The sequence below is a fragment of the Pseudomonas sp. SED1 genome (assembly GCF_034044025.1).
Taxonomy (GTDB): domain Bacteria; phylum Pseudomonadota; class Gammaproteobacteria; order Pseudomonadales; family Pseudomonadaceae; genus Aquipseudomonas.
In genome coordinates, this window is the sequence record NZ_JAXCIS010000127.1 from 1 (window position 1) to 21,653 (window position 21,653).

Sequence of the window (21,653 nt, forward strand, 5' to 3'; positions counted from 1 at the left end):
GCCGTTACCCAAATAACGGATATACCCCCAAAGCCGTCAGTACCCGCTGCTACCGTAATCCACCTGAAACACAAACCCCTCAACCCGCTCCACACCCGTTTCCAACCGCCCGTCGGCATGCAACCGCAGCCAGCGATACCCAGGCGCCTGCTCACTCACCTTGAAATCCTCACTCCCGGGAGCGAACTGAATACAGGTAGAAGGCGAAGCCAACAAACGCACCCCATTACGCTCCCGGTCAATTTCCTGATGCACATGCCCCCAAAGCACCGCCCGCACCTGAGGAAACCGATCCAGCACCGCAAACAGCGCCTCAGGATTACGCAAACCAATAGGCTCCATCCAAGCGCACCCAATCGACACCGGATGATGGTGAAAACACACCAGATGATGCCGCGTCGGCGCCTCACTCAACGATTGCGCCAACAGTTGCAGTTGCTGGTCCTGCAAATACCCCGGCACCGAGCCCGGCACCGCCGAGTCCAGCAGGGTGATCCGCCAGTTGCCCACATCCACCACCGGCTCCAGCAAGGCACTGTTGATCGCCGCTTGCAGCATCACCTGCGGCTCATCGTGATTCCCCGGAATCCAGCGCGCCGGCGCCTGAATCTGCCGCGTCATGTCACGAAACGCCTGATACGACTCCAGCGTGCCGTCCTGGGACAAATCCCCGGTGGCCAGCACCAGATCAATCTGCGGCTGCTGCGCCAGCACCAGTTCGATGACCCGTTGCAGGCTCTCGCGGGTTTTCATGCCCAGCAGCCCGCCGTCCGCCTCGGCAAACAGGTGGCTATCGGACAACTGCACCAGCAACGCCGGAGCGTCAGGGTTCAAGGCGGATACGCTCGGCAAGGCGTTCTCCCAGGGCGTGATCACAGGAATGGACATTTGAGGCGATTATGCTGGGGCAGGACACAAAGAGGAAACCCGTGAAGCGGACACAGTTCACATCTATCGAACGACTTCGAACTCGTGGCCCAGGGCCAGGCAGTGGCTCAACCATTCGCCGAGGAACACATTGAGCTGTGCTTTCTCATCGGGCTGGTGCATGAACACATTGGGGTAAGGATAGATGCTGCGAAAGCGTCGCGCATGTTCGGCGCTGATCACTTCGGCCATGCGCGCGTCGTGGTACACCTGCACTTCCAACTGCGGCACCGGCAACCAAGGCAGGCTGTGCTCCTGACGCACCCGCAGGGTGGTGGTGTACGGGCAATTCACGATCACTTCCAGGGTCAGCACGCCGAGCATCTGGTCGCCGTGAGTCACGGCGATGCGCCGCGCCTCGGGGGTGTGGCGCATGTCCGGCAGCAGCCGCATCAGCCGTGCATAGTTGGCCTCGCAGGCTGCTTGCAGCCCGATCAGGTCAACCCGATATCGCTCCCGTGCCTTTACTGCCATAACCCCCTCACTTCCGCGCGATTAAGCGCAAGCCATTGCAGGGCAATAATGCTTGCTGCGTTGGAAATTTTACCGTCACGTACCGCTTGCAGGGCGTCTTCAAAGGCCCAGACGGTGACGCGGATATCTTCGGCTTCCTCTTCCAGCCCATGGACGCCACCGGCCCCGGCGCTTTCGCAACGGCCCAGGAACAAGTGGACAAATTCGGTGCTGCCACCCGGCGACGGAAAGTACTTCGTGATCGGCCAGAGTGCAGAGAAGGTAAGGCCAGCTTCCTCTTCGGCTTCGCGGTGTGCAACCTCCTCCGGTTGCTCATCTTTATCGATCAGGCCGGCGACCATTTCGATCAGCCATGGGTTTTCGGTACGGCCCATGGCGCCTACGCGAAACTGCTCGATCAGCACCACTTCGTCGCGCTGCGGGTCGTAGGGCAGCACACACACGGCGTCATGACGAACAAAGACTTCGCGATTGAGCTCACGGCTCATGCCGCCATCAAACTTCTCGTGCCGCAGCTTCAGCCGATCCAGTTTGTAGAAGCCCTTATAGGCATTGTCGCGCTGAACAATCTCAACCTTGCTCGGCGTCGATTTCGCTGTGTCCGTCATATCAACCCTCGTTTTTTGCCTTGCGGTATCGAGGCGGCCTCGACATCGCGCCATCCTAACGCGCCCGTGCCCCTTGATGCAGCCCCTTTCCGGTTGCCGGGATAGACGGCGGGCGTCAAACTCACTCTAATCAGCTTAGTGGCGAACTGACTGCCTTGTCGGTAGTCGAAGCTCCACATTTTCACCTTTCCTCGATTTATGAAGGACACACATGTCGCTTTTAAAAATCGCCTCCGTGGCCTGTATCGCCTTGACCCTGGGTGCTTGCCAGAGCCTGTTCCAACCGAGCTATCTCAAGCCGCTGGACACCACCGCCGACGCCTCCGAGCAGATCAAACCCGGCTGCAGCAGCCCGGATTGCCCGCTGGTAAACATCGACACCGTGCACTTCCCGTCCGAGCCACAGCTGGACCAGATCATCGAACAGCGCCTGCTGCAGATGGCCAGTACCTCGCCGAGCCAGAGCATGCCCGCTACCCTGAACGCCTACCGCGACAAGTTTTTGCGTGAGTCGCCTGACCGCAACAGCATGTACTTGCAGGCCAAGGTACGTGAGCAGCATGACGGACTGGTGATCATCGAAGTGTCCAGCTACCTGGACACCGGCACCGCCCATGGCGAGCCGGGCCGCGGCTTCATCAACTATTCACGCCTGCTGCACAAAGAGCTGAGCCTGACCGACATGCTGTTGCCGGGTCAGGAAGATGCGTTCTGGAAGACCGCAAAAGTCGCCCACAACAACTGGCTGATCAACTCGCAGATGGACCGCGACCCGGAGTTCGTGAAGAGCTGGCCGTTCCAGAAAACCCCGAATGTGGCGTTGACCAGCAATGGCGTGGTGCTCAAGTACAACGTGACCACCATCGCCCCGTACGCATTGGGGCTGATCGAAATGACCATCCCCTATGCGCGCCTGACTGGCGTGATCAAGCCTGAGCTGGTGCCCGCACGCCACTGAAGGCCCGGCCCAGGATGAAGTGCAACAGCCCTGCCAGCACCAGCGCCGGCAGGGTCGCGCCGACATCCGGGTACAGATTCGCCAGCAAGTGATAAGTACTGACGCCACCGAGCCAGGCCAACAGCGCCGGCCAGCGTAGGTTGGCAGCGACGCCAAGGCCACGGCGGCGCAGGATAAAGTGATCCACCAGCACCACGCCGAACAGCGGCGCGAACACAGAACCGATCAGCAGCAGGAAGTTCTGGTACTGCGCCAATGGCGCAAAGCAGGCGATCAGCGTGCAGATAACACCAATGGCCAGCGCCAGGTGCTCGACTTTCAAACGCAACAGAATCCCGCTGGACACCGCCGCCGAGTGAATATCGGCGAAGGCATTTTCTGATTCATCCAGCAGAATCAGCAGCAGCGGAATCCCCAGGCCCGCCCCGGCCAATGCCAGCAGCAACGCATTCACTTCACCGCTCGGCGCAAACGCCAGGGTGTAGGCCACGCCCAGGCTCATCAGCCAGAAGTTACCGATGAAGAAACCCAGCGCCGTGCCGCCGAACACGTTTTTCGCGCGTTTGCCGAAGCGTGAGTAGTCGGCTATCAACGGCAGCCAGGACAACGGCATGGCGATGGCGATATCGAAGCCAACGGCGAATGGCATCGAACCGTCACCGGCCTGGGCCCAGAGTGCGGCCAGGTCGGCTTTGGCGAACAGGTTCCAGGTCAGCCAAAGGCAGGCGGCCAGCAGCAGCCAGATGCCCCACTTGCGCAGGACCTGCCGTACGAAGGTCAACGGACCGCTGACGGCGAGCAAGGTCGCTAGGGCGCCGAATACCAGGGTCCAGAACAATGGGCTGGTCAGCAGGCTGCCTTCGCTGAACGCGCGAGCGCCCAACAGGCTGGCGGCGTCGCGCATCACGATGATTTCGAACGAGCCCCAGCCAATCAGCTGCAGCAGGTTCAGCAGCGCCGGCAGGCTTGCGCCCTTGATGCCGAGACTGAGTTTGAGGGCAGCCATGGAGGACAGGCCGGTGTCGCTGCCAATCACGCCGACGGCGGCCAGCAGCAGGACGCCGACCAGGGTGCCGAGGAAGATCGCCAGCAACGAGCCGGAGAGGCCCAGGCCTGGCGCCAACAGCGCGCCGGTTTGCAGGACCATCAGGCCGATGCCGAGGGAGAACCACAGGGAAAAGAGATCGCGGGCGCCGAAGACGCGTTTGTCCAAGGGGACTGCGATGTCGGGAGAGTAGGTACTCGCTTGAATGCTCAAGGGTGTTATCTCAGAGGAGTATTTGTTGTTTGAGAGATTGCTTTCGCGAGCAAGCCCGCTCCCACATTTGAATGTGTTCACAAATCAAAATGTGGGAGCGGGCTTGCTCGCGAAGAGGCCCTTACAGGCGCCCGCGATCCCGGATCAGACCTTTTTGTACAGCTGGCTACCTTCCTGCTTGAACCGCTCCGCCTGCTCCGCCAGTCCCTTGGCCACGTCCACATCCACCGCCTCTATGCGCTGGTTGGCCGCGTACTCACGCACTTCCTGGGTGATTTTCATCGAGCAGAATTTCGGCCCGCACATCGAGCAGAAATGCGCGACCTTGGCCGAGTCCTTCGGCAAGGTTTCGTCGTGGTACGAACGCGCCGTGTCCGGGTCCAGGCCCAGGTTGAACTGGTCTTCCCAGCGGAATTCAAAGCGCGCCTTGCTCAATGCGTTGTCACGAATCTGCGCCCCCGGATGCCCCTTGGCCAAGTCCGCCGCATGCGCTGCGATCTTGTAGGTGATGATCCCGGTCTTTACGTCATCCTTGTTCGGCAGGCCCAAGTGTTCCTTCGGCGTGACGTAGCAGAGCATGGCGCAACCGAACCAGCCGATCATCGCCGCACCGATACCCGAGGTGATGTGGTCATAACCCGGCGCGATGTCGGTGGTCAGCGGGCCGAGGGTGTAGAACGGCGCTTCGTCGCAGCACTCCAGCTGCTTGTCCATGTTCTCCTTGATCAACTGCATCGGCACGTGGCCCGGACCTTCGATCATGGTTTGCACGTCGTGCTTCCAGGCAATCTTGGTCAGTTCGCCGAGGGTTTCCAGTTCGCCGAATTGTGCGGCGTCGTTGGCGTCGGCAATCGAACCCGGGCGCAGGCCATCTCCCAGGGAGAAGCTGACGTCATAGGCCTTCATGATTTCGCAGATTTCGTCGAAATGGGTGTAGGTGAAGTTCTCTTTGTGGTGCGCCAGGCACCACTTGGCCATGATCGAACCCCCACGGGAAACGATGCCGGTGACGCGCTTGGCGGTCAGCGGCACGTAGCGCAGCAGCACGCCGGCGTGGATGGTGAAGTAATCGACGCCCTGCTCGGCCTGTTCGATCAGGGTGTCGCGGAACAGCTCCCAGGTCAGGTCTTCAGCGGCGCCGCCGACTTTTTCCAGGGCCTGATAGATCGGCACGGTACCGATCGGCACCGGCGAGTTGCGGATGATCCATTCGCGGGTTTCGTGGATGTGTTTGCCGGTGGACAAGTCCATCACCGTGTCCGACCCCCAGCGAATGCCCCACGTCAGTTTCGCCACTTCTTCTTCGATGGACGAACCCAGGGCGCTGTTGCCGATGTTGCCGTTGATCTTCACCAGGAAGTTACGGCCGATGATCATCGGTTCCAGCTCGGTGTGGTTGATGTTGGCCGGGATGATCGCGCGGCCACGGGCGATTTCTTCGCGCACAAATTCCGGGGTGATGATTTTCGGCACGCTGGCGCCGAAGCTGTGGCCGGCGTGTTGCTGGTCCAGCAGGCCTGCGGCACGGGCCTCTTCCAGCTTCATGTTTTCGCGGATGGCAACGTATTCCATCTCGGCGGTGATGATGCCTTTGCGGGCGTAGTGCATTTGGGTGACGTTAGCCCCGGCCTTGGCGCGGCGCGGGTTCTTCACGTGGGCGAAACGCAGGGCAGTCAGTTCGGCATCGCTCAGGCGCTGTTGGCCGAAGTGCGAGCTCAAGCCCGAGAGGCGCTCAGTGTCGCCACGGGACTCGATCCACGGCGAGCGCACATCCCCCAGGCCTTTGCGCACGTCGATGATCACATTCGGGTCGGTGTACGGGCCGGAGGTGTCGTAGACCACCACGGGCGCGTTGATTTCACCGCCGAAGTCGGTGGGGGTCACGTCGAGGCTGACTTCGCGCATCGGCACGCGGATATCCGGACGGGTGCCCTGGACGTAGATTTTTTGCGAGCGGGTAAAAGGCTGTACGGAACCGGAGTCGACCTTGGCCGATTCACTCAGGTGCACGGTATTTTTTGATTTTTGGCTTTTTAATTCGATGCTCATCACGGGCTCTCCAACTATCCAGGCGGTGGATTTTTGTCGGAGTGAACCTGTGACGGATGGACGCACTGTGACAGTGCTGTGCTTGGCGCACGGGCTGTTCGATTGTCGAACAACATCCCGGACGAAGCACAAGAGGACTCGCCGGGTGACGAGAAATCTTGTTCCCTACGCAGGCGCTAACCTGATCAGGTTCAACGGGATCCGGTATTTACCGATCTCAGCCTTCCAACAAGGCACCCCGACAAGAACGCGGCCAGTCTAGACCATGGAGCAGGCAAATTGCCAACGGCGGTGCATTCATCGTGATGAATGGCGTAATTACAGGATTGTTGTGCCGTGATAGCGCCACTACACTCGGTGACTGCTTGAGGTCTTGACGCCAGGAATGGGCCGCCTTAGCCTTGGGCAACAAATTATCGTCGTAATATTATTCTAGGGATCGCCTCATGCTGCGCAAACTTTCACTGGCTCTCGCCGTGTCTTGTGCGACCAACGGACTGGTCTGGGCAGCTGAAGCGCCCCTGACGACCAAAACCGACCTGGTCAGCGTCTACCAGGAAGCGGTGGACAACAACGCCGACCTGGCCGCCGCCCGCGCCCAATACGGCGCGCAGAAAGAAGTGGTGCCCCAGGCCCGCGCCGGCTTGCTGCCGAACCTGTCGGCCGGTGCCGACATCAATAATGTGCGCACCCAGCTCGATCAACCTGCGGCCACGGTCAACCGCGATGCGCATTCCTGGCGCGCGACCCTGAGCCAGCCGCTGTTCCGCGCCGATCGCTGGTTCCAGCTGCAGGCTGCCGAAGCCGTCAACGAACAGGCTTCGCTGCAACTCTCGGCTACCGAACAGAACCTGATCCTGCAAAGCGCCGAAAACTACTTCGCCGTGCTGCGGGCCCAGGACAACCTGGCCTCGACCAAGGCCGAAGAAGCGGCCTTCAAGCGCCAACTGGACCAGTCCAATGAACGCTTTGACGTCGGCCTGTCGGACAAGACCGACGTGCTGCAATCCCAGGCCAGCTACGACACCGCCCGCGCCAACCGGATCCTGGCCCAGCGCCAGGTGGACGACGCCTTTGAAGCGCTGATCACCCTGACCAACCGCCAGTACAACTCGATCCAGGGCATCGTGCACACGCTGCCGGTGCTGCCACCGTCGCCGAACGACGCCAAGGCCTGGGTCGAAACCGCCGGCCGCCAGAACCTGAACCTGCTGGCCAGCAACTACGCGGTCACCGCCGCCGAAGAAACCCTCAAGCAACGCAAGGCCGGCCACGCGCCGACCCTGGACGCCGTGGCGCAATATGAAAAAGGTGACAACGACGCCCTGGGTTTCAGCAACCCGAGCGCCTTCGGCCAGCCGTATCAAGGTGACGTGTCGCAACGCACCGTGGGCTTGCAGTTGAGGATCCCGCTGTACAGCGGCGGCCTGACCAGCTCGCAAGTGCGCGAATCCTATTCCCGCCTCGGACAGACCGAGCAGCAGCGCGAAGGCCTGCGTCGCCAGGTGGTGGAAAACACCCGCAACCTGCACCGCGCGGTGAACACCGATGTGGAGCAGGTGCAGGCGCGCCGCCAGTCGATCATCTCCAACCAGAGCGCAGTAGAAGCCACGGAAATCGGTTACCAGGTGGGCACGCGCAATATCGTCGATGTGCTGGACGCCCAGCGCCAGCTCTACACCTCGGTGCGCAACTACAACAACAGCCGCTATGACTACATCCTCGACAACCTGCGCTTAAAGCAGGCGGCGGGAACGCTGAACCCGGGGGATTTGCAGGATCTGGCGCGGTATTTGAAGGCCGACTACAACCCGGACAAGGACTTCCTGCCGCCGGACCTGGCCAAGGCGGCCGCGGCGCAGTTGAAGGCTAACCCCGGTTACTAAGACTGCCGAATAACTCAATGTGGGAGCGAGCAAGCCCGCTCCCACATTTGATTTGTGTTGTTAGACGTTCAGCAGTCTGCCCAACCCGTCCAGCAAACGCTTCAACGCCCCCTGATTGGCGCGCATCACCGCCAGCCCCGCCTGCCCCATCTTCTGCGCGTCACGCGGCAGCTCGAACAAGCGCTGCACCGCCACCGCCAAACCCTCGGCATCGTCCACTTCCTGCAACGCCCCGGCGTCGCGCATCATTGCGCTGATTTCAAGGAAGTTGAACACGTGGGGCCCGCAAATCACCGGCTTGGCCAAGGCTGCCGGCTCCAGCGGGTTATGCCCGCCCGTAGCGACCAGGCTGCCGCCGACAAAGGCGCTGTCGGCCAGGGCATACAGAAACAGCAACTCGCCCATGGTGTCGCCCAGCAACACGGAAGTCTGCGCCGTCACCGCCTCGCCGCTGGAGCGACGCACGGTGGCGAAGCCTTGCTGCTGGCACAGCTCGAACATCGGGTTGAAGCGCTCTTGATGGCGCGGCACCAAAATCAGCAACGCATTGGGATAGCTGGCGAGCAACTGGCGATGGGCGGCGAGTACCACTTCATCTTCGCCTTCGTGGGTGCTGGCGGCTATCCACACCGGGCGTTCGCTGGCGTGCCATTGCTCACGCAAGGCGGCGGCGCGCTCCAGCAGTTGCGGGTCGATGGTCAGGTCGAACTTGATCGAGCCGGTGACCTCGACGGTCTCGGGCCGTGCACCCAGGCTGCGAAAACGCTCGGCCTCGGTTTCGGTCTGTACGGCGAACAGGCTCATTTCCGCCAACATCGGCGCCGTCAGCTTGGCGAAACGCCCGTAGCCCTTGGCCGACCGGGCCGACAGCCGTGCGTTGGCCAATGCCACGGGGATCCCGCGCTGGGCGCACTGATGAATATGGTTGGGCCACAGCTCGGTCTCCATGATCACCGCCAGTTTCGGCTGCACGCGATCGAGAAACCGCTTGGCCGCACAGGGCAAATCGTACGGCAGGTAGCAATGCTGGATGCTTGGCTCGTTGGCGAACAACGCCTGGATGCGCTCGGAACCGGTGGGCGTCATGCAGGTGACGGTGATCGGCAGCTGTGGATAACGTTCCAGCAGACCGCGGATCATCGGCGCAGCGGCGATGCTTTCGCCCACCGACACGGCGTGCACCCAGATCCCGCCAGGCTGCATCACCGGCAAGCCATAGGAAAAGCGCTCACCCACGCGCTTCGCGTAAGCCGGCGCCTTGCGTGAGCGCAGCCACAGACGTAAAGCCACCAACGGCAGCGCCAGGTAAAACAGACAGCTGTAGAGAGTTCTATTCATGGCGGCGGAGTTTATCGGCTTTTTCAGTCGATCGCCTGCAAGCACTCGGCAAAACGTTCTGCGAGGAAACGCGCGGCCGGGCCGAGGGGTTCGTCGCGGCGCCAGACCAACTCCACCACCAGCGCCGGCGGGGTCCATTCGCTGTTGAGTTCGACCATCTGGTTCTGATAGGCCGGATACTGCACCACATGCCGTGGCAACCAGGCCCAACCCAGGCCCCGCGCCAGCCATTCGGCCAGCACGTAGAAACTGTCAGCCCGCCACACTTGCGGGCTGGCGGCCTCGCTGCCGGGATACACACTGGTCTGAGTGGCCATTAGCAACTGGCGAAACTGTGCCAGGCGCTGGCAATCCACGAACTGTTCCTTGGCCATGGGATGACCGATACCGCACACGGTCACCATCTCCACACTGCCCAGCACCCGGCGCTCCAGCGCTTCGGGGATTTGATCGTGATAGAACAGCAGGCCCAGATCGGCCTTGCGCTCCACCAGTTTGCGCGCGACATCGCCTTGGGCCGCGCTGGACAACTGCACCTCCAGGCTGGGAAATTTTCCCGCCAGCGCTTCGAGGCTATCGAGCACCGGCTGATAGAGCATGGCTTCATCCTGGGCCAGGCGAAGGCGCGCCTCTTCGCCGCGCATCAACGACAAGGCGCGGCCATTCAGGCGCTCACACTGGCGCAAGACTTCCCGCGCCTCTTCGAGCAATGCCGTGCCGGCCTCGGTCAAACGGGGCTGGCGGCCGCTGCTGCGATCAAACAGACACAGGCCCAGGTCCGCCTCCAGCAAGGCAATCCCATTGCTGACCGCCGACTGCGCCCTGCGCTGATCCCGTGCCACCGCCGAAAACGAGCGTTGCTCCGCGACGCTTACAAACAGGCGCATCTGCTCAAGACTCCACTGCACGCTCATGGCTCAACCCATCTTTAATTCGGATAGGTAATGACTTTACCGCATCTGGAAAGTCTCTAGAATGCCGACCTTTGTAGGAGCGAGCTTGCTCGCGAAAAGCCTCAGCGCGCCGCGTTAAACCAGATGCACTGCGTCATCGTTGACTATTTTCGCGAGCAAGCTCGCTCCTACGGTTGAACCCCTGTACCGAGGATTTACCCATGAACGCCGCCTACTATTACCTGGCCATTGCCATCTGCTCGGAAGTGATCGCCACCGTTTCCATGAAAGCGATCAAGGGTTTCAGCACGCCTATCCCGCTGTTGCTGGTGATCGTCGGCTACGGTGTGGCCTTCTGGATGCTGACGCTGGTGGTGCGCACCGTGCCGGTGGGTGTCGCGTATGCAGTGTGGGCCGGGATGGGCATCGTGATGGTCAGCATCGCCGCGCTGTTTATCTATGGGCAGAAACTGGATATCCCGGCGATGCTGGGGATGGGCCTGATTGTGCTTGGGGTGGTGGTGATTCAGTTGTTCTCGAAAACGGCCGGGCACTGATCACCGACAAATCGCCACCGCGCTGTGCCTGTATACTGCGCCTCTTGTCTTGAACACTGAGGTCGCTGCATGCCATCCGTTATTTCCACCGACGTTCTGATTGTCGGCGCCGGGGTTGCCGGCCTCTGGCTCAATGCGCGCCTGCGCCGCCAGGGCTTTTCCACGGTGCTGGTGGAAAGCGCCACCCTCGGCGGCGGGCAAAGCGTGAAGTCCCAGGGGATCATCCACGGCGGTGCGAAATACGCACTGCACGGCGCCCTGACCGGCGCCTCCGAAGCCATCGCCGACATGCCCCGCCGCTGGCGCGAAGCCCTGGCGGGCAACGGCGAGTTGGACCTTTCCGGCGTGCGACTGCTGTCCGAAGCCCACTATCTGTGGTCGCCGGGGACTATCGCCGGCAACCTCACCAGCTTCTTTGCCAGCAAGGCCGTGCGTGGCCGCGTGGACCAAGTGAAGGGCGATGACCTGCCACCGGCCCTGCAAGACCGCCGCTTCAAGGGCAAGGTCTACCGCCTGGCCGAACTGGTGATCGACGTCCCGAGCCTGATCGAACGCCTGGCGCAACTGGCCGGTGACGGCCTGCTTGCCGGGGAGAAGATCGAACCGTTAATGGAAGACGGCACGCTGGCAGGCCTGAAGGTCGATGGCCGCGAGATCCGCGCCCAACGTATCGTCCTCAGCGCCGGTGGCGGCACCGCTGACCTGCTCAGCGCCCTGGGCCTGAGCCAGCCCGCGATGCAACGCCGACCGCTGCACATGATCATCGCCAAGGGCCCCGGCCTGAAGCCGCTGTATGCGCACTGCCTGGGTGGCGGCACCAAGCCGCGAATCACCGTTACCACACACCCCGCCGCCGATGGCAATTGGGTGTGGTACCTGGGCGGCGATATCGCCGAGGCCGAAGGTGTGGCCCGTACCCCGGAGCAACAGATCGCCACGGCACAAAAAGAGCTGGCGCAGCTGCTGCCCTGGATCGATATGAGCCAGACTCAGTGGGCCACCCTGCGCGTGGACCGCGCCGAGCCGTTGCAGTCAGGCCTGACCCGCCCGGACAACGCCTTCCTCGCCGAGCAGGATCGCCTGCTGGTGGGCTGGCCGACCAAGCTGGCATTGGCGCCGGACTTTGCTGATCGGGTGATCAACGCACTGGAACGTGACGGCATCAAGCCCGGCACTACCGAAAAACTGCCTGAACTGCCGAAACCCTCCATCGCCCAACCTGCCTGGGAGCAACTGCTGCCATGACCCTGCCGACCCTGCATGACCTTCATCGCCCGCTGGGCAGCACCGGCCTGCTGGTTTCGCCGCTGGGCCTGGGCACCGTCAAGCTGGGCCGCGACCAAGGGGTGAAATACCCCAGCGGCTTCCAGATTCCCGATGACGATGCCGCGCGGATGCTGTTGCGCCAGGCCCGGCAATTGGGCATCAACCTGATCGACACCGCACCCGCCTACGGCCGCAGCGAAGAACGCCTGGGCCCGCTATTGCGCGGCCAGCGCCAGGAATGGGTGATCGTCAGCAAGGTGGGTGAAGAGTTCGCCGAGGGCGTGTCCCATCATGATTTCAGCGCGGCCCATACCCGACTGTCTGTGGAGCGCAGCCTGAAACGACTTGAAACGGATTTTATCGACCTGGTGTTGGTGCACTCCGACGGCAACGACCTGCATATCCTCAATGACTGCGAGGTTTACCAGACCCTGGCGGACCTCAAGCGCGAGGGCAAGATTCGCGGTTTTGGCTTCTCCGGTAAAACCGTCGAAGGCGGCGTAAAGGCTCTGGAACAAGGCGATTGCGCCATGGTCACCTACAATCTGAACGAACAGGCCGAGAAAGCCGTCATTGATTATGCCGCCGACCATGGCAAAGGCATCCTGGTGAAAAAGGCACTAGCCAGTGGCCATGTCTGCCTCGAATCAGGAGTGGATCCAATTCACGCCAGTTTCATGTTGTTGTTTGCGCAAACCGGCGTCGCCAGTGCTATTGTCGGGACCATTAATCCGCTGCACCTCGCCCATAACGTAGCGACCGCTGCCAAGGTCATTCGCCAACTCTGATGCCGCCGACGCGGCCGACCCCGACGCAAGAAGGAGCCGACATGGCGCGAACGCTCATTAGAAAAAACCCGAGTAACTTTAAAACACTGCCGCTGCATGTCGAAGCCACGCCCGAAGGCTTGAGTTACCAGAGCGTTGGCATGCCGCTCAACTTCGCCCAGACCCTGCAACGGCGCAAGCCGGTGGAGGTGCAAGACACTGAGCGGTTCGTACTGGAACTGGCCAATCTTGGCGTCTCGGTACGCCTGACTCTGCATTGGCAGAACCGCGATTACTGGGTGCTGGTGCGCCAGCGCCGGCAAGACCGCGGCGATGTGGTGCTCAAGCTGATCTCCGGTTATGTGCCGGCCCACGAACTGAACCTGCCACTGCACACCGCCATTCAGGAAATCGCCGAGGAATGCCTGCTGGAAACCCCGGAAGGCTGGCTGGGCGGGCGCTTCAACGACACCTGGCTACCGGCACCCTACTCGTCTGCCCTGCACTACCGCGAAGCGTTGCCGTTTCGCCTCTCGCCGCTGTCCGGGGCCGCGCGCCCGGTGCGCTGCGCCACCATGCAATTGATTGAGCGGCCACGCGCTTACGTGCACCTGCCTACGGCTTCGCTGCAGTTGATTTATGACTTGCGCCTGGAAGTGCCCAAGGAAGCAAAGTCCCTGAGCCTGTTTCATGTGGACGAGCGACTGGAAGGCGATCAACTGGTGGCCCGCCTGGACCGTCAGCGTCCGGACTTGTACCTGATGCCCCTCAAGGACGGGCAGCCGTGTGCAGAGCTGTATACCTTGAAGAAGGATCAGCTGTATCCGGCGAGTACGCGAGGGTTATATCTGGCTGAGAGCTTTGCACAGCAGGAAGGCTGGGTGGTGCGTGATGAGCGAATCCGCTGGAAGGATTGGCTGCGGCAGCAGGGGCTGAGCGCGCCGGAGAAAGAGTCGAAGTTGAAGCGGTTGACGGGTAAGGCGCGGCAGATCTTGCGCAAGATTGTGCCGAAGAAAAAAGCCAACCGGTAACCGGACGTCAGGTCGCGGCGGTCGAATGTGGGAGCGGGCTTGCTCGCGAATGCAGTGTGTCAGTCACTGCATCTGCCAACTGATCCACCGCTTTCGCGAGCAAGCCCGCTCCCACACAAGCCCGCTCCCACCATCAGTTATTGCGGATCTTCTCGACGATCGCCGTAGTCGAGCTGTTTTCCACCAGCCCCAACACTTTGACCTTGCCACCGTAAGCACTGACGATATCGGCACCGACCACCTGGTCGACCGAATAATCACCGCCCTTGACCAGTACATCCGGCTTGACCTGAGCCAGCAGGTTTTCCGGGGTCGCCTCGGCAAAGCTGATCACCCAGTCCACCGCCCCCAACCCCGCCAGTACCGCCATGCGACGGTCGACACTGTTGATCGGACGCCCCGGCCCTTTCAGGCGGCTGACCGATGCATCGTCGTTGACTGCAACGATCAAGCGATCGCCTTGGGCCCGCGCCTGCTCCAGGTAGGTCACGTGACCGGCGTGGAGAATGTCGAAGCAACCATTGGTGAAGACGATGCTCTCGTTGTGGGCACGGGCATCGTCAATCGCCAACAGCAGTTGCTCAAGGCTCAACACACCACGCTCCGAACCTTCCTCACGCTGGATAGCACGACGCAGTTCAGGGGCGCTGATGGCCGCCGTACCGAGCTTGCCGACCACGATACCCGCCGCCAGGTTGGCCAGGGCCACCGCGTGGGGCAGTTCCTCGCCTGCTGCGATTGCCGCGGCCAGGGTGGAAATTACCGTGTCGCCGGCACCGGTCACGTCGAACACTTCACGGGCTCGCGCCGGCAGGTGCATCGCCGGCTGATCAGGGCGCAGCAAGGTCATGCCGTGTTCGCCACGGGTTACCAGCAAGGCGCCCAGGTCGAGGTCGGCCATGAGCTTGGCGCCCTTGGTCACGAGCTCGTGCTCATCGACGCAACCGCCGACGATGGTTTCAAATTCGCTGAGGTTCGGCGTGATCAGGCTGGCGCCCCGATAAATCGAGAAGTCCTTGCCCTTGGGATCCGCCAGCACCGGAATGCCCCGGGCCTTGGCGGCCTGGATCAGCATCTGGTGGTTTTTCAAGGCGCCTTTGCCGTAGTCGGACAGCACCAGCACCTTGATGCCTTCGAGCAACTCGTCGACCTGGGCACTGAGGGCCAGGGCGTCGGTGGCGAAGGGTTCTTCAAAATCGATACGCAGCAATTGCTGGTGACGGCTCATGACCCGCAGCTTGACGATGGTCGGCTGATGCGGGATGCGCTGGAACAATGCACGCACGCCAGCGCCACGCAGGCTGTTGGCCAGGCTGTCGGCGGCTTCGTCGTCGCCGGTCACACCCACCAGGGAGGCCGGGGCGCCGAGAGCGGCAATATTGAGGGCAACGTTGGCAGCGCCACCTGGACGGTCTTCGATTTGCTCGACCTTGACTACCGGTACCGGTGCCTCAGGGGAAATCCGTGAGGTACCGCCATGCCAGTAACGGTCGAGCATGACATCGCCGACCACCAAGACAGGGGCTTGATCGAATCGCGGCATGGACAACTTCATGGAGCAACCCACATACAAAATGAACAGGGGCGCGATATTACCACAGGGTTGTCAAAGGCTTGTGCAATGTAGGAGCCGGCAAGCCGGCTCCTACAAATCAGGTGATGTCGGCCGGGATCGGCGCGTCCAGGCCCATGGCGTGCAGGCGGGCGTAATAACCGTTTTGAGCCAGCAGTTCGCCGTGGGTACCGCGCTCGACGATTCGGCCATCGTCCATGACCAGGATCAGGTCGGCCTTCTCGATGGTCGACAGGCGGTGGGCGATGACCAGCGTAGTACGGCCTTGCATGACCTTGTCCAGGGCTGCCTGGATATGGCGCTCCGACTCGGTATCCAGCGCCGAGGTCGCCTCGTCGAGGATCAGCAGCGGAGCGTTCTTGAGCAAGGCCCGGGCAATTGCCAGGCGCTGGCGTTGGCCACCGGACAGCAGCACGCCGTTTTCGCCGACCTGGGTATCGAAGCCTTTAGGCAACTGGTCGATGAAGTCCTTGGCATAAGCATCGGCCGCCGCCGCCTCGACATCGGCCCGCGGCGCGCCGGCCAGGTCACCGTAGGCGATGTTGTTGGTCACGGTGTCGCTGAACAGGGTCACGTGCTGGGTCACCTGGGCGATGTGCCGACGCAGGTTGAGCAGGCGGTAGTCTTCGATTTCCACGCCATCGAGCAGAATCTCGCCGCTCTCGTGGTGGTAGAAACGCGGGATCAGGCTGGCCAGGGTCGACTTGCCGCTGCCCGAACGGCCCACCAGGGCAACCATCTGCCCGGGCTCTGCGGTAAAGGTAATGTCCTTGAGGACATGCCGCTCGGTGCCCGGGTAGGTGAAGTTCAGGTTGCGCACTTCCAGGCGACCGCTGACTTTGTCGCGCTCGATGCTACCGCGATCGATTTCCACATCTTCATCCAACTGCTCGAAAATGCTTTCGGCACCGGCCACGCCTTTCTGGATGGTTGAGCTGACTTCAGAGAGCTGGCGAATCGGCTTGGGCAACAGGCCGGCCAACGTGATGTAGGCCACCATGTCACCTGCAGAAGCATCGCCGCGAAGGTACAGAACCAGGAACATCAGCACCGCCATGGCGCTGTAGATCACCAGTTGCAGCGCCGGCGTATAGATCGCGCCGGTACGGGTCATGCGCAGTTGCTTGTTGGTGTTGCTCAGGCTGGCCTTGAGGAAGCGCTTCTGCTCATACACCTCACCGCCGAAGCTGCGCACTACGCGGTAGCCCTGGATGGTTTCCGAGGCAACGTGGGTAACGTCACCCATCGCCACCTGGATCTTCTTGCTCTGCTTGCGGAATTTCTTGCTCGCGGTGCTGACCATCACCGCAATCAACGGCAGGATGGCAATCATCACCAGGGTCAGGCGCCAGTTCATATACAGCAACGAGGCGAACAGGAAGATCACCGTCATGCCTTCGCGAATCACCACTTTGATGGCATCGGTCGCCGCACCGGTGACCATGGTCACGTTGAAGGTGATGCGGGAAATCAGGTGCCCGGAGTTGTGATTGTCGAAATAGCGGTTCGGCAAGGTCAGCAGGTTGTTGAACAGTTGCACCCGCAGGTCATGCACCAGGCCCAGGGAAACCTTGGCCAGCAGGTAGTTGCCCAGGAACGAGCCGAGGCCCTGCCACGCGGCGATCAGGATGATCAGCAGCGGCACGGCCTGCAGCAGTTGCAGGTCCCGCAGGCCAGGTACCGTGGGGAACAACACCGCTTCAGGGTTGGACAGGCCGTCGACAAAGTACTTGAGGATGTAGCCCAGCATCGGCTGGGTCGACGCGAAAATCAGAAAGCCGACGATACTCAGCGCGAACAAGCCGGCATAAGGCTTAACGTAGCTGAGCAGACGGAAGTATATTTTCAAGCTCGAAGGGCTTGCGCTCGGACTGGAGTCGGTCATATCACGCGGCGGTTTTGAAAAAGGAGGCTGACTTTAGCACAGCTTCTCTGTTGTACTTGCACGCAGCACAACCGCGGCCCCGTTGGATCCAACGGGCGACATTGTATAGCCACTACTTTAGTATGGTCGGCTTTCTTTATTCTGGAACGGCTTTTCTGTATGCAATCCAAGCGCCTTACATATGGCTCAAACCGCGTTTTCGACTTCCTCTGTCTGTGGATTCTGCCCATCGGCTTGTTGCTGCTCCTGAGTGCGCTGTTCTTCGTTACCAATCGAAATGTGCTGCACAGGTTTTACTACCTGCTGTTCGCCGCACCGACACTGTTGCTGCTGTGCCTGCGCCCGACGGAGCTCAAGCAGGTATTGCGCGAGCCCCTGGCGATTGCCTTCCTGGTTTTCTCGGGCTGGGCGCTCACCAGCCTGCTCTGGAGCCCTGAGGCCACGACAGACTCCGACCTGTTCAAGCGGCCACCGAATACCTTCACGCTGTTTGCCGGTTTCGGACTGTTGCTGCATTACCGCAACGAACTGTTCAAACCGATCTTCTTCTGCGCCGCGCTGATTGCGCTGGTCTCCAGTGCCTGCAGCCTGGTGGCTTTTGCTCCCCACATCTCGGATGGCTCGCGAATGATCGGCGGGCGTGGGGCTCTTGATAATGCGCTACTGAGCTCTCACGTATTCGGATTCTTCTGCGTCTACTGGCTGTACGTATGCATGACCACCAAGCGTGCGCACGTGCTCTGGTTCAGCGTTCCGGCACTGGCAATCATGGCCGCTGCAGTGCTGGCCACCGGCTCGAGAACGCCGCTGGTTGCACTGGTCCTCGCCGTACTCTGGATGAGTTTTACCACTCGCAATCGGCGCTCGGCCCTGCTGATTGCCGGCATGGTGCTGAGCGCGGTGGCGTTATTGCTGTTCTATCCCGAACTGATCACCAATCGTGGCAGCTCCTTCCGCTTCGAACTCTGGGGCATGTCGCTTGAGCGTATCGCCGAACACCCCTGGATCGGCCACAGCTACGATTCAGAGCTGTACCTGACGCTTGCCGACGGCTATCAGCTGCGCGAGCCCCACAGCTTTGCTCTGGGTGTGCTGTATTACGTCGGCATCATCGGCTTCATCCCATGGGCCTTCATGCTCGGTTGGGGCCTGTACAAAAGCCTCAAGGAACGTGCACAGCCGTTGTTCATCCTGGCCTCTTCCCTGCTGGCCTACGGCATCGGTGCCGGCCTCACCGAAGGCGGCGGCATTCTCTCGCGGCCAAAAGAGCACTGGTTCCTGCTGTGGATCCCGCTGGCACTGATCGCCGGCCTGAGCATCGCCCAGCGTCGCCGCAGCCTGCTGCGCATGCCGGTACAACGCCTGAAACCTCAAGACTTCGAACAGTTGTGCGCCCACGCCCACGTGATTGAAGCCGACGGCCTGGGGCCCAAGGTCCTGCGCCTGGAGGATGGCAGCTTCCTCAAGCTGTTCCGCCCTCGTCGCTGGTACACGTCAGGCAGCTTCAATCCCTATTCGGAGCGCTTTGCCAGCAACAGCGAGCAGTTGCGCGCATTGGGGATTCCATCACCGGCCATCCTCAATCTCTACCAACTGCAGGACGCCAGCAGCGCCGTACGTTATCAGCCGCTGCCCGGGCTGACCCTGCGCCAGGCCCTGCAAAGCCTGGACAGCAGCCTGCGAGAGTCGCTGATTGAGCGTTTCGGCGGGTTCATGGCCCAGCTTCACGAGCGCGGGGTGTACTTCCGCTCCCTGCATTTGGGCAACGTGCTGTTGATGGATGACGGCGAGTTCGGCCTGATTGACGTGGCCGACATGCGCATCTACCCGTCGGCTCTGCGTAACGCCCTGCGCCAGCGCAACCTGCGGCACATGCAGCGTTATCCTCAGGACCGCAGTTGGTTGTTCGAAACGCATTTCGAGCAATTGGCCAAGGGCTATGCCTCGGTTGCCTCGCCAAGCGCCACGGCGAAGATCCGTGAACAGGTGCTGAAGCTCAATCGTCCGGTCGCACAGGTCGCGAACCCGGCCAAGTGATGGTTTGAACCGCTGAGGTTCCAAGCCCCTGGCCATTGCGCTATACGCAATGGCCAGGCCAAAGCCCTATGAACTGCGCTGCGGTGCCAGATACAGCCGCACCAACCCACGCAAGGTCTTGCGACCCCAGAACTTCAAGGGAATCTGCTTGAGGATCTCCCGCGCCAGCGGGCGGTCGCGGTCGGCTGTCTTGAGGAACATCGAGTTCAGGAAGTTGTAGCGAACCTGATCATAGGCCGGGTGATCGCTGAACAACCCGTAGGTCTTGAGGATGTTCTGGATCATGTAGCGATGATTCTTGTACGTATTGGTCGCGTGCTGGCGATAGCGCGCCATCACCACGCTCAACACGTCAATGGTGTAGCCGGCGTGGGCAATCTTCAATTCGATCAGCAAGTCTTCCAGCGGAATCAGTGGATCGAACCCCCCGACCTCTTCCAACGCCTGCCGGCGGATCATCAGGGTCGGTGCCGGCGGAAAGGGTTTGCGGTCCAGGAACAGGTCATCGAAATCCAGGCTGCGAAACGGCAAATCGCGGCGCTGCTTCTTCTCCGGGTACGGCTTGCCGTCACCATCGATCAACTCGATATTGCCGGCACAGATGCCCACCTTCGGCTTGCCTTCCATGTAGGCAACCTGAGTGGCAATACGCTCGGGCAGCATGATGTCATCGGAACCGAATGGCGCGATCAGGCTGCCTTTAGCGCGGGCGATGGCGCCATTCAGGGTGTTGGTCAGGCCTTGGTTCTGCTGAACCTGGAAGTCAAACCCGTGCTCGGCCTGCAAGCGCTGGATGCGCTCTACGCTGTCATCCTTGGAACCGTCGTCCACCACCAGTAATTCGATGTTGGCGTAGGTCTGGCCAAGCACACTGAGGATGCTCTGCTCGATGTACGGCCCGTGGTTGTACGACGCAATGATCACGGTGACCAAAGGTTGCTGCAGACTCATGCTTTACCTACTTCGCGCAGACCGGTTTCGATCAGGTTCAAATACTTGTGCCGGAACTCGTCCAGGGTGTGGTTTTCTTCCAGGTAGCGGAACACTTGCTCGCCCTTGGCACGCAACTGCTCGTCGCTCAACGCCAGGTAAGTGTCCAGCGCCACCGCCAGTTGCTCGACGTTGCCCGGGTCATGGGACAGGCCGCCCGCACCTTCCACCAACGGCAACATCGCCGGGCCATTGGAGGCGATCACCGGCAAATGGCCGCTCATGCCTTCCAGCAGCGCCAGGCCCAGGCCCTCGAACAACGACGGCATGGTCCAGATGTCGAAACCGCGCACGTACTTCATGCCATCTTCACGAAAGCCCAGCAGGTGTGCACGGCCGGTCAGGCCCAGGCGCTCGATGTCGGCACGCAGGTCCGCTTCGGCGCGACCAGAGCCGATGATCCCCACCTGAGCCTCAGGGTATTTGTCCTTGAGGGTGGCGAAGGCTTGCAGCAAATGGGTGTGGCCCTTGATCGGTACCAGGCGGCCCAAGGCACCAATCATCCGCGCCTCCAGCGGCAGGCCCAGGGCCTTGCGCGCTTCATCGCGCGGCAACTGCAAGGCTTCGGCCTGGGGGATGTCGATGGCGTTGGTGACAAAGGTCGTGTTTTCGCGGGTGAACCCACAGTTGAGGTCCACCAGGTAATCCCTGACCGCGGCCGACACCCCGACAAATCGCCACGCCGGGCTGACCCACTTCTGGGTCTGGCGCCGGCGATAGCCACGGGCGTACTCGCCAAAACCGTGGGAGATGCCGATGCACAGGGGAATCTTCAACCAGCGGTTGAGGGACAGCATCATGTTCACCGACTTGAAGCGGTTACAGATGACCACGTCGAATTTCTGCTCGCGGCAGTATTTGTAGATCTGCCACATGGCGCCAAAACGGATGCCCTTGAGGGACTTTTCCGGCAGCTCGAAGTAATGGGAGTGTTCAGCCACGCTCAGGGGCTGGCCGGGCAGCGGACGGCCGCTGAGAAACCCGGATGTGACCTCGAAACGTTCAGCCGGCAAGGCCTTGACGATCTGCTCGCCGAGGTCGGCGAAGTCGTGGGTCTTGACGTTGTAGTCCGGCTGTAACTGCAAAACCTTGAAACGAGGTTTCATAACTCTCCATGCTGCAATCTGGCTGCGGGCACGCAGCCCGGCGAAAAAAG

Annotated in this window: 18 protein-coding genes and 1 riboswitch; of the genes, 7 read left to right on the plus strand and 11 right to left on the minus strand. The window is 61.3% G+C overall.

Annotated features, from left to right (window positions below; all coding sequences use genetic code 11):
- Positions 1 to 36: 36 nt before the first annotated feature.
- From cpdA to SNL23_RS16245, 3 genes are all read right to left on the minus strand, one after another.
- Positions 37 to 852 carry a 3',5'-cyclic-AMP phosphodiesterase gene (cpdA, locus tag SNL23_RS16235; RefSeq protein WP_318302796.1) on the minus strand — a complete coding sequence of 272 codons (816 nt, stop codon included), beginning with the start codon at positions 850 to 852 and terminating at the stop codon, positions 37 to 39.
- Between the two features lie 99 nt (positions 853 to 951).
- Positions 952 to 1,401, minus strand: coding sequence for a DUF1249 domain-containing protein (locus tag SNL23_RS16240; RefSeq protein ID WP_003209507.1), 450 nt, complete (start codon positions 1,399 to 1,401; stop codon positions 952 to 954).
- Complete coding sequence (locus tag SNL23_RS16245) at positions 1,392 to 2,009, minus strand: NUDIX domain-containing protein (RefSeq protein WP_318302768.1); 618 nt, start codon at positions 2,007 to 2,009, stop codon at positions 1,392 to 1,394. Before SNL23_RS16245 ends, SNL23_RS16240 begins: the two co-directional genes overlap by 10 nt.
- Before the next feature lie 211 nt (positions 2,010 to 2,220).
- Here SNL23_RS16245 and SNL23_RS16250 point away from each other — a divergent pair, with 211 nt between their 5' ends.
- Complete coding sequence (locus SNL23_RS16250) at positions 2,221 to 2,967, plus strand: RsiV family protein (RefSeq protein ID WP_318302769.1); 747 nt, start codon at positions 2,221 to 2,223, stop codon at positions 2,965 to 2,967.
- Here the strand turns inward: SNL23_RS16250 and cytX are convergent.
- Entirely contained in the window at positions 2,936 to 4,225 is a 1,290-nt protein-coding gene (gene cytX / locus SNL23_RS16255; RefSeq protein WP_318302770.1) for a putative hydroxymethylpyrimidine transporter CytX, read from the minus strand. The genes SNL23_RS16250 and cytX overlap by 32 nt on opposite strands.
- Positions 4,226 to 4,369: 144 nt before the next feature.
- Positions 4,370 to 6,274, minus strand: a complete 1,905-nt coding sequence (thiC, locus tag SNL23_RS16260) for a phosphomethylpyrimidine synthase ThiC (RefSeq protein WP_008439122.1) — start codon at positions 6,272 to 6,274, stop codon at positions 4,370 to 4,372.
- A 145-nt stretch (positions 6,275 to 6,419) separates the two neighbouring features.
- Positions 6,420 to 6,525: riboswitch (TPP riboswitch) on the minus strand.
- Between the two features lie 195 nt (positions 6,526 to 6,720).
- Here thiC and SNL23_RS16265 point away from each other — a divergent pair.
- The gene (locus SNL23_RS16265; protein ID WP_076015522.1) at positions 6,721 to 8,160 is read left to right on the plus strand and encodes a TolC family outer membrane protein; all 1,440 of its coding nucleotides are present in this window, start codon (positions 6,721 to 6,723) and stop codon (positions 8,158 to 8,160) included.
- Between the two features lie 60 nt (positions 8,161 to 8,220).
- Here SNL23_RS16265 and waaA read toward each other — a convergent pair whose 3' ends face one another.
- On the minus strand, positions 8,221 to 9,498 hold the full coding sequence (waaA, locus tag SNL23_RS16270; protein WP_076015521.1) for a lipid IV(A) 3-deoxy-D-manno-octulosonic acid transferase: 1,278 nt from the start codon (positions 9,496 to 9,498) through the stop codon (positions 8,221 to 8,223).
- Between the two features lie 23 nt (positions 9,499 to 9,521).
- Positions 9,522 to 10,412 carry a LysR family transcriptional regulator gene (locus tag SNL23_RS16275; RefSeq protein ID WP_076015520.1) on the minus strand — a complete coding sequence of 297 codons (891 nt, stop codon included), beginning with the start codon at positions 10,410 to 10,412 and terminating at the stop codon, positions 9,522 to 9,524.
- 200 nt (positions 10,413 to 10,612) lie between these two features.
- On the opposite strand from SNL23_RS16275, the gene SNL23_RS16280 reads away from it, so the two are divergent.
- The 4 genes from SNL23_RS16280 (at position 10,613) to SNL23_RS16295 (ending at position 14,012) form a co-directional block, all read left to right on the plus strand.
- Positions 10,613 to 10,948, plus strand: coding sequence for a DMT family transporter (locus SNL23_RS16280; protein WP_003209492.1), 336 nt, complete (start codon positions 10,613 to 10,615; stop codon positions 10,946 to 10,948).
- A gap of 69 nt (positions 10,949 to 11,017) precedes the next feature.
- Entirely contained in the window at positions 11,018 to 12,193 is a 1,176-nt protein-coding gene (locus SNL23_RS16285) for an NAD(P)/FAD-dependent oxidoreductase (RefSeq protein ID WP_076015519.1), read from the plus strand.
- Positions 12,190 to 13,002 carry an aldo/keto reductase gene (locus tag SNL23_RS16290; RefSeq protein WP_076015518.1) on the plus strand — a complete coding sequence of 271 codons (813 nt, stop codon included), beginning with the start codon at positions 12,190 to 12,192 and terminating at the stop codon, positions 13,000 to 13,002. Before SNL23_RS16285 ends, SNL23_RS16290 begins: the two co-directional genes overlap by 4 nt.
- Before the next feature lie 41 nt (positions 13,003 to 13,043).
- A complete protein-coding gene (locus SNL23_RS16295) occupies positions 13,044 to 14,012 on the plus strand; it encodes a metal ABC transporter ATPase (RefSeq protein WP_076015517.1) in 969 nt (322 codons plus the stop codon).
- A 133-nt stretch (positions 14,013 to 14,145) separates the two neighbouring features.
- Here the strand turns inward: SNL23_RS16295 and hldE are convergent, their stop codons facing one another.
- Both hldE and msbA read right to left on the minus strand, forming a co-directional pair.
- Positions 14,146 to 15,567 carry a bifunctional D-glycero-beta-D-manno-heptose-7-phosphate kinase/D-glycero-beta-D-manno-heptose 1-phosphate adenylyltransferase HldE gene (gene hldE, locus SNL23_RS16300; protein WP_076015516.1) on the minus strand — a complete coding sequence of 474 codons (1,422 nt, stop codon included), beginning with the start codon at positions 15,565 to 15,567 and terminating at the stop codon, positions 14,146 to 14,148.
- Between the two features lie 97 nt (positions 15,568 to 15,664).
- A complete protein-coding gene (gene msbA / locus SNL23_RS16305) occupies positions 15,665 to 17,470 on the minus strand; it encodes a lipid A export permease/ATP-binding protein MsbA (protein ID WP_318302774.1) in 1,806 nt (601 codons plus the stop codon).
- Between the two features lie 159 nt (positions 17,471 to 17,629).
- On the opposite strand from msbA, the gene SNL23_RS16310 reads away from it, so the two are divergent.
- Positions 17,630 to 19,507 carry an O-antigen ligase family protein gene (locus SNL23_RS16310; RefSeq protein ID WP_318302775.1) on the plus strand — a complete coding sequence of 626 codons (1,878 nt, stop codon included), beginning with the start codon at positions 17,630 to 17,632 and terminating at the stop codon, positions 19,505 to 19,507.
- Positions 19,508 to 19,573: 66 nt separating this feature from the next.
- On the opposite strand, the gene SNL23_RS16315 is transcribed toward SNL23_RS16310, so the two are convergent.
- Both SNL23_RS16315 and SNL23_RS16320 read right to left on the minus strand, forming a co-directional pair.
- Positions 19,574 to 20,458 carry a glycosyltransferase gene (locus tag SNL23_RS16315; protein WP_167662919.1) on the minus strand — a complete coding sequence of 295 codons (885 nt, stop codon included), beginning with the start codon at positions 20,456 to 20,458 and terminating at the stop codon, positions 19,574 to 19,576.
- A complete protein-coding gene (locus SNL23_RS16320) occupies positions 20,455 to 21,603 on the minus strand; it encodes a glycosyltransferase family 4 protein (protein WP_318302777.1) in 1,149 nt (382 codons plus the stop codon). The genes SNL23_RS16315 and SNL23_RS16320 overlap by 4 nt, the downstream gene beginning before the upstream one ends.
- Positions 21,604 to 21,653: the final 50 nt, after the last annotated feature.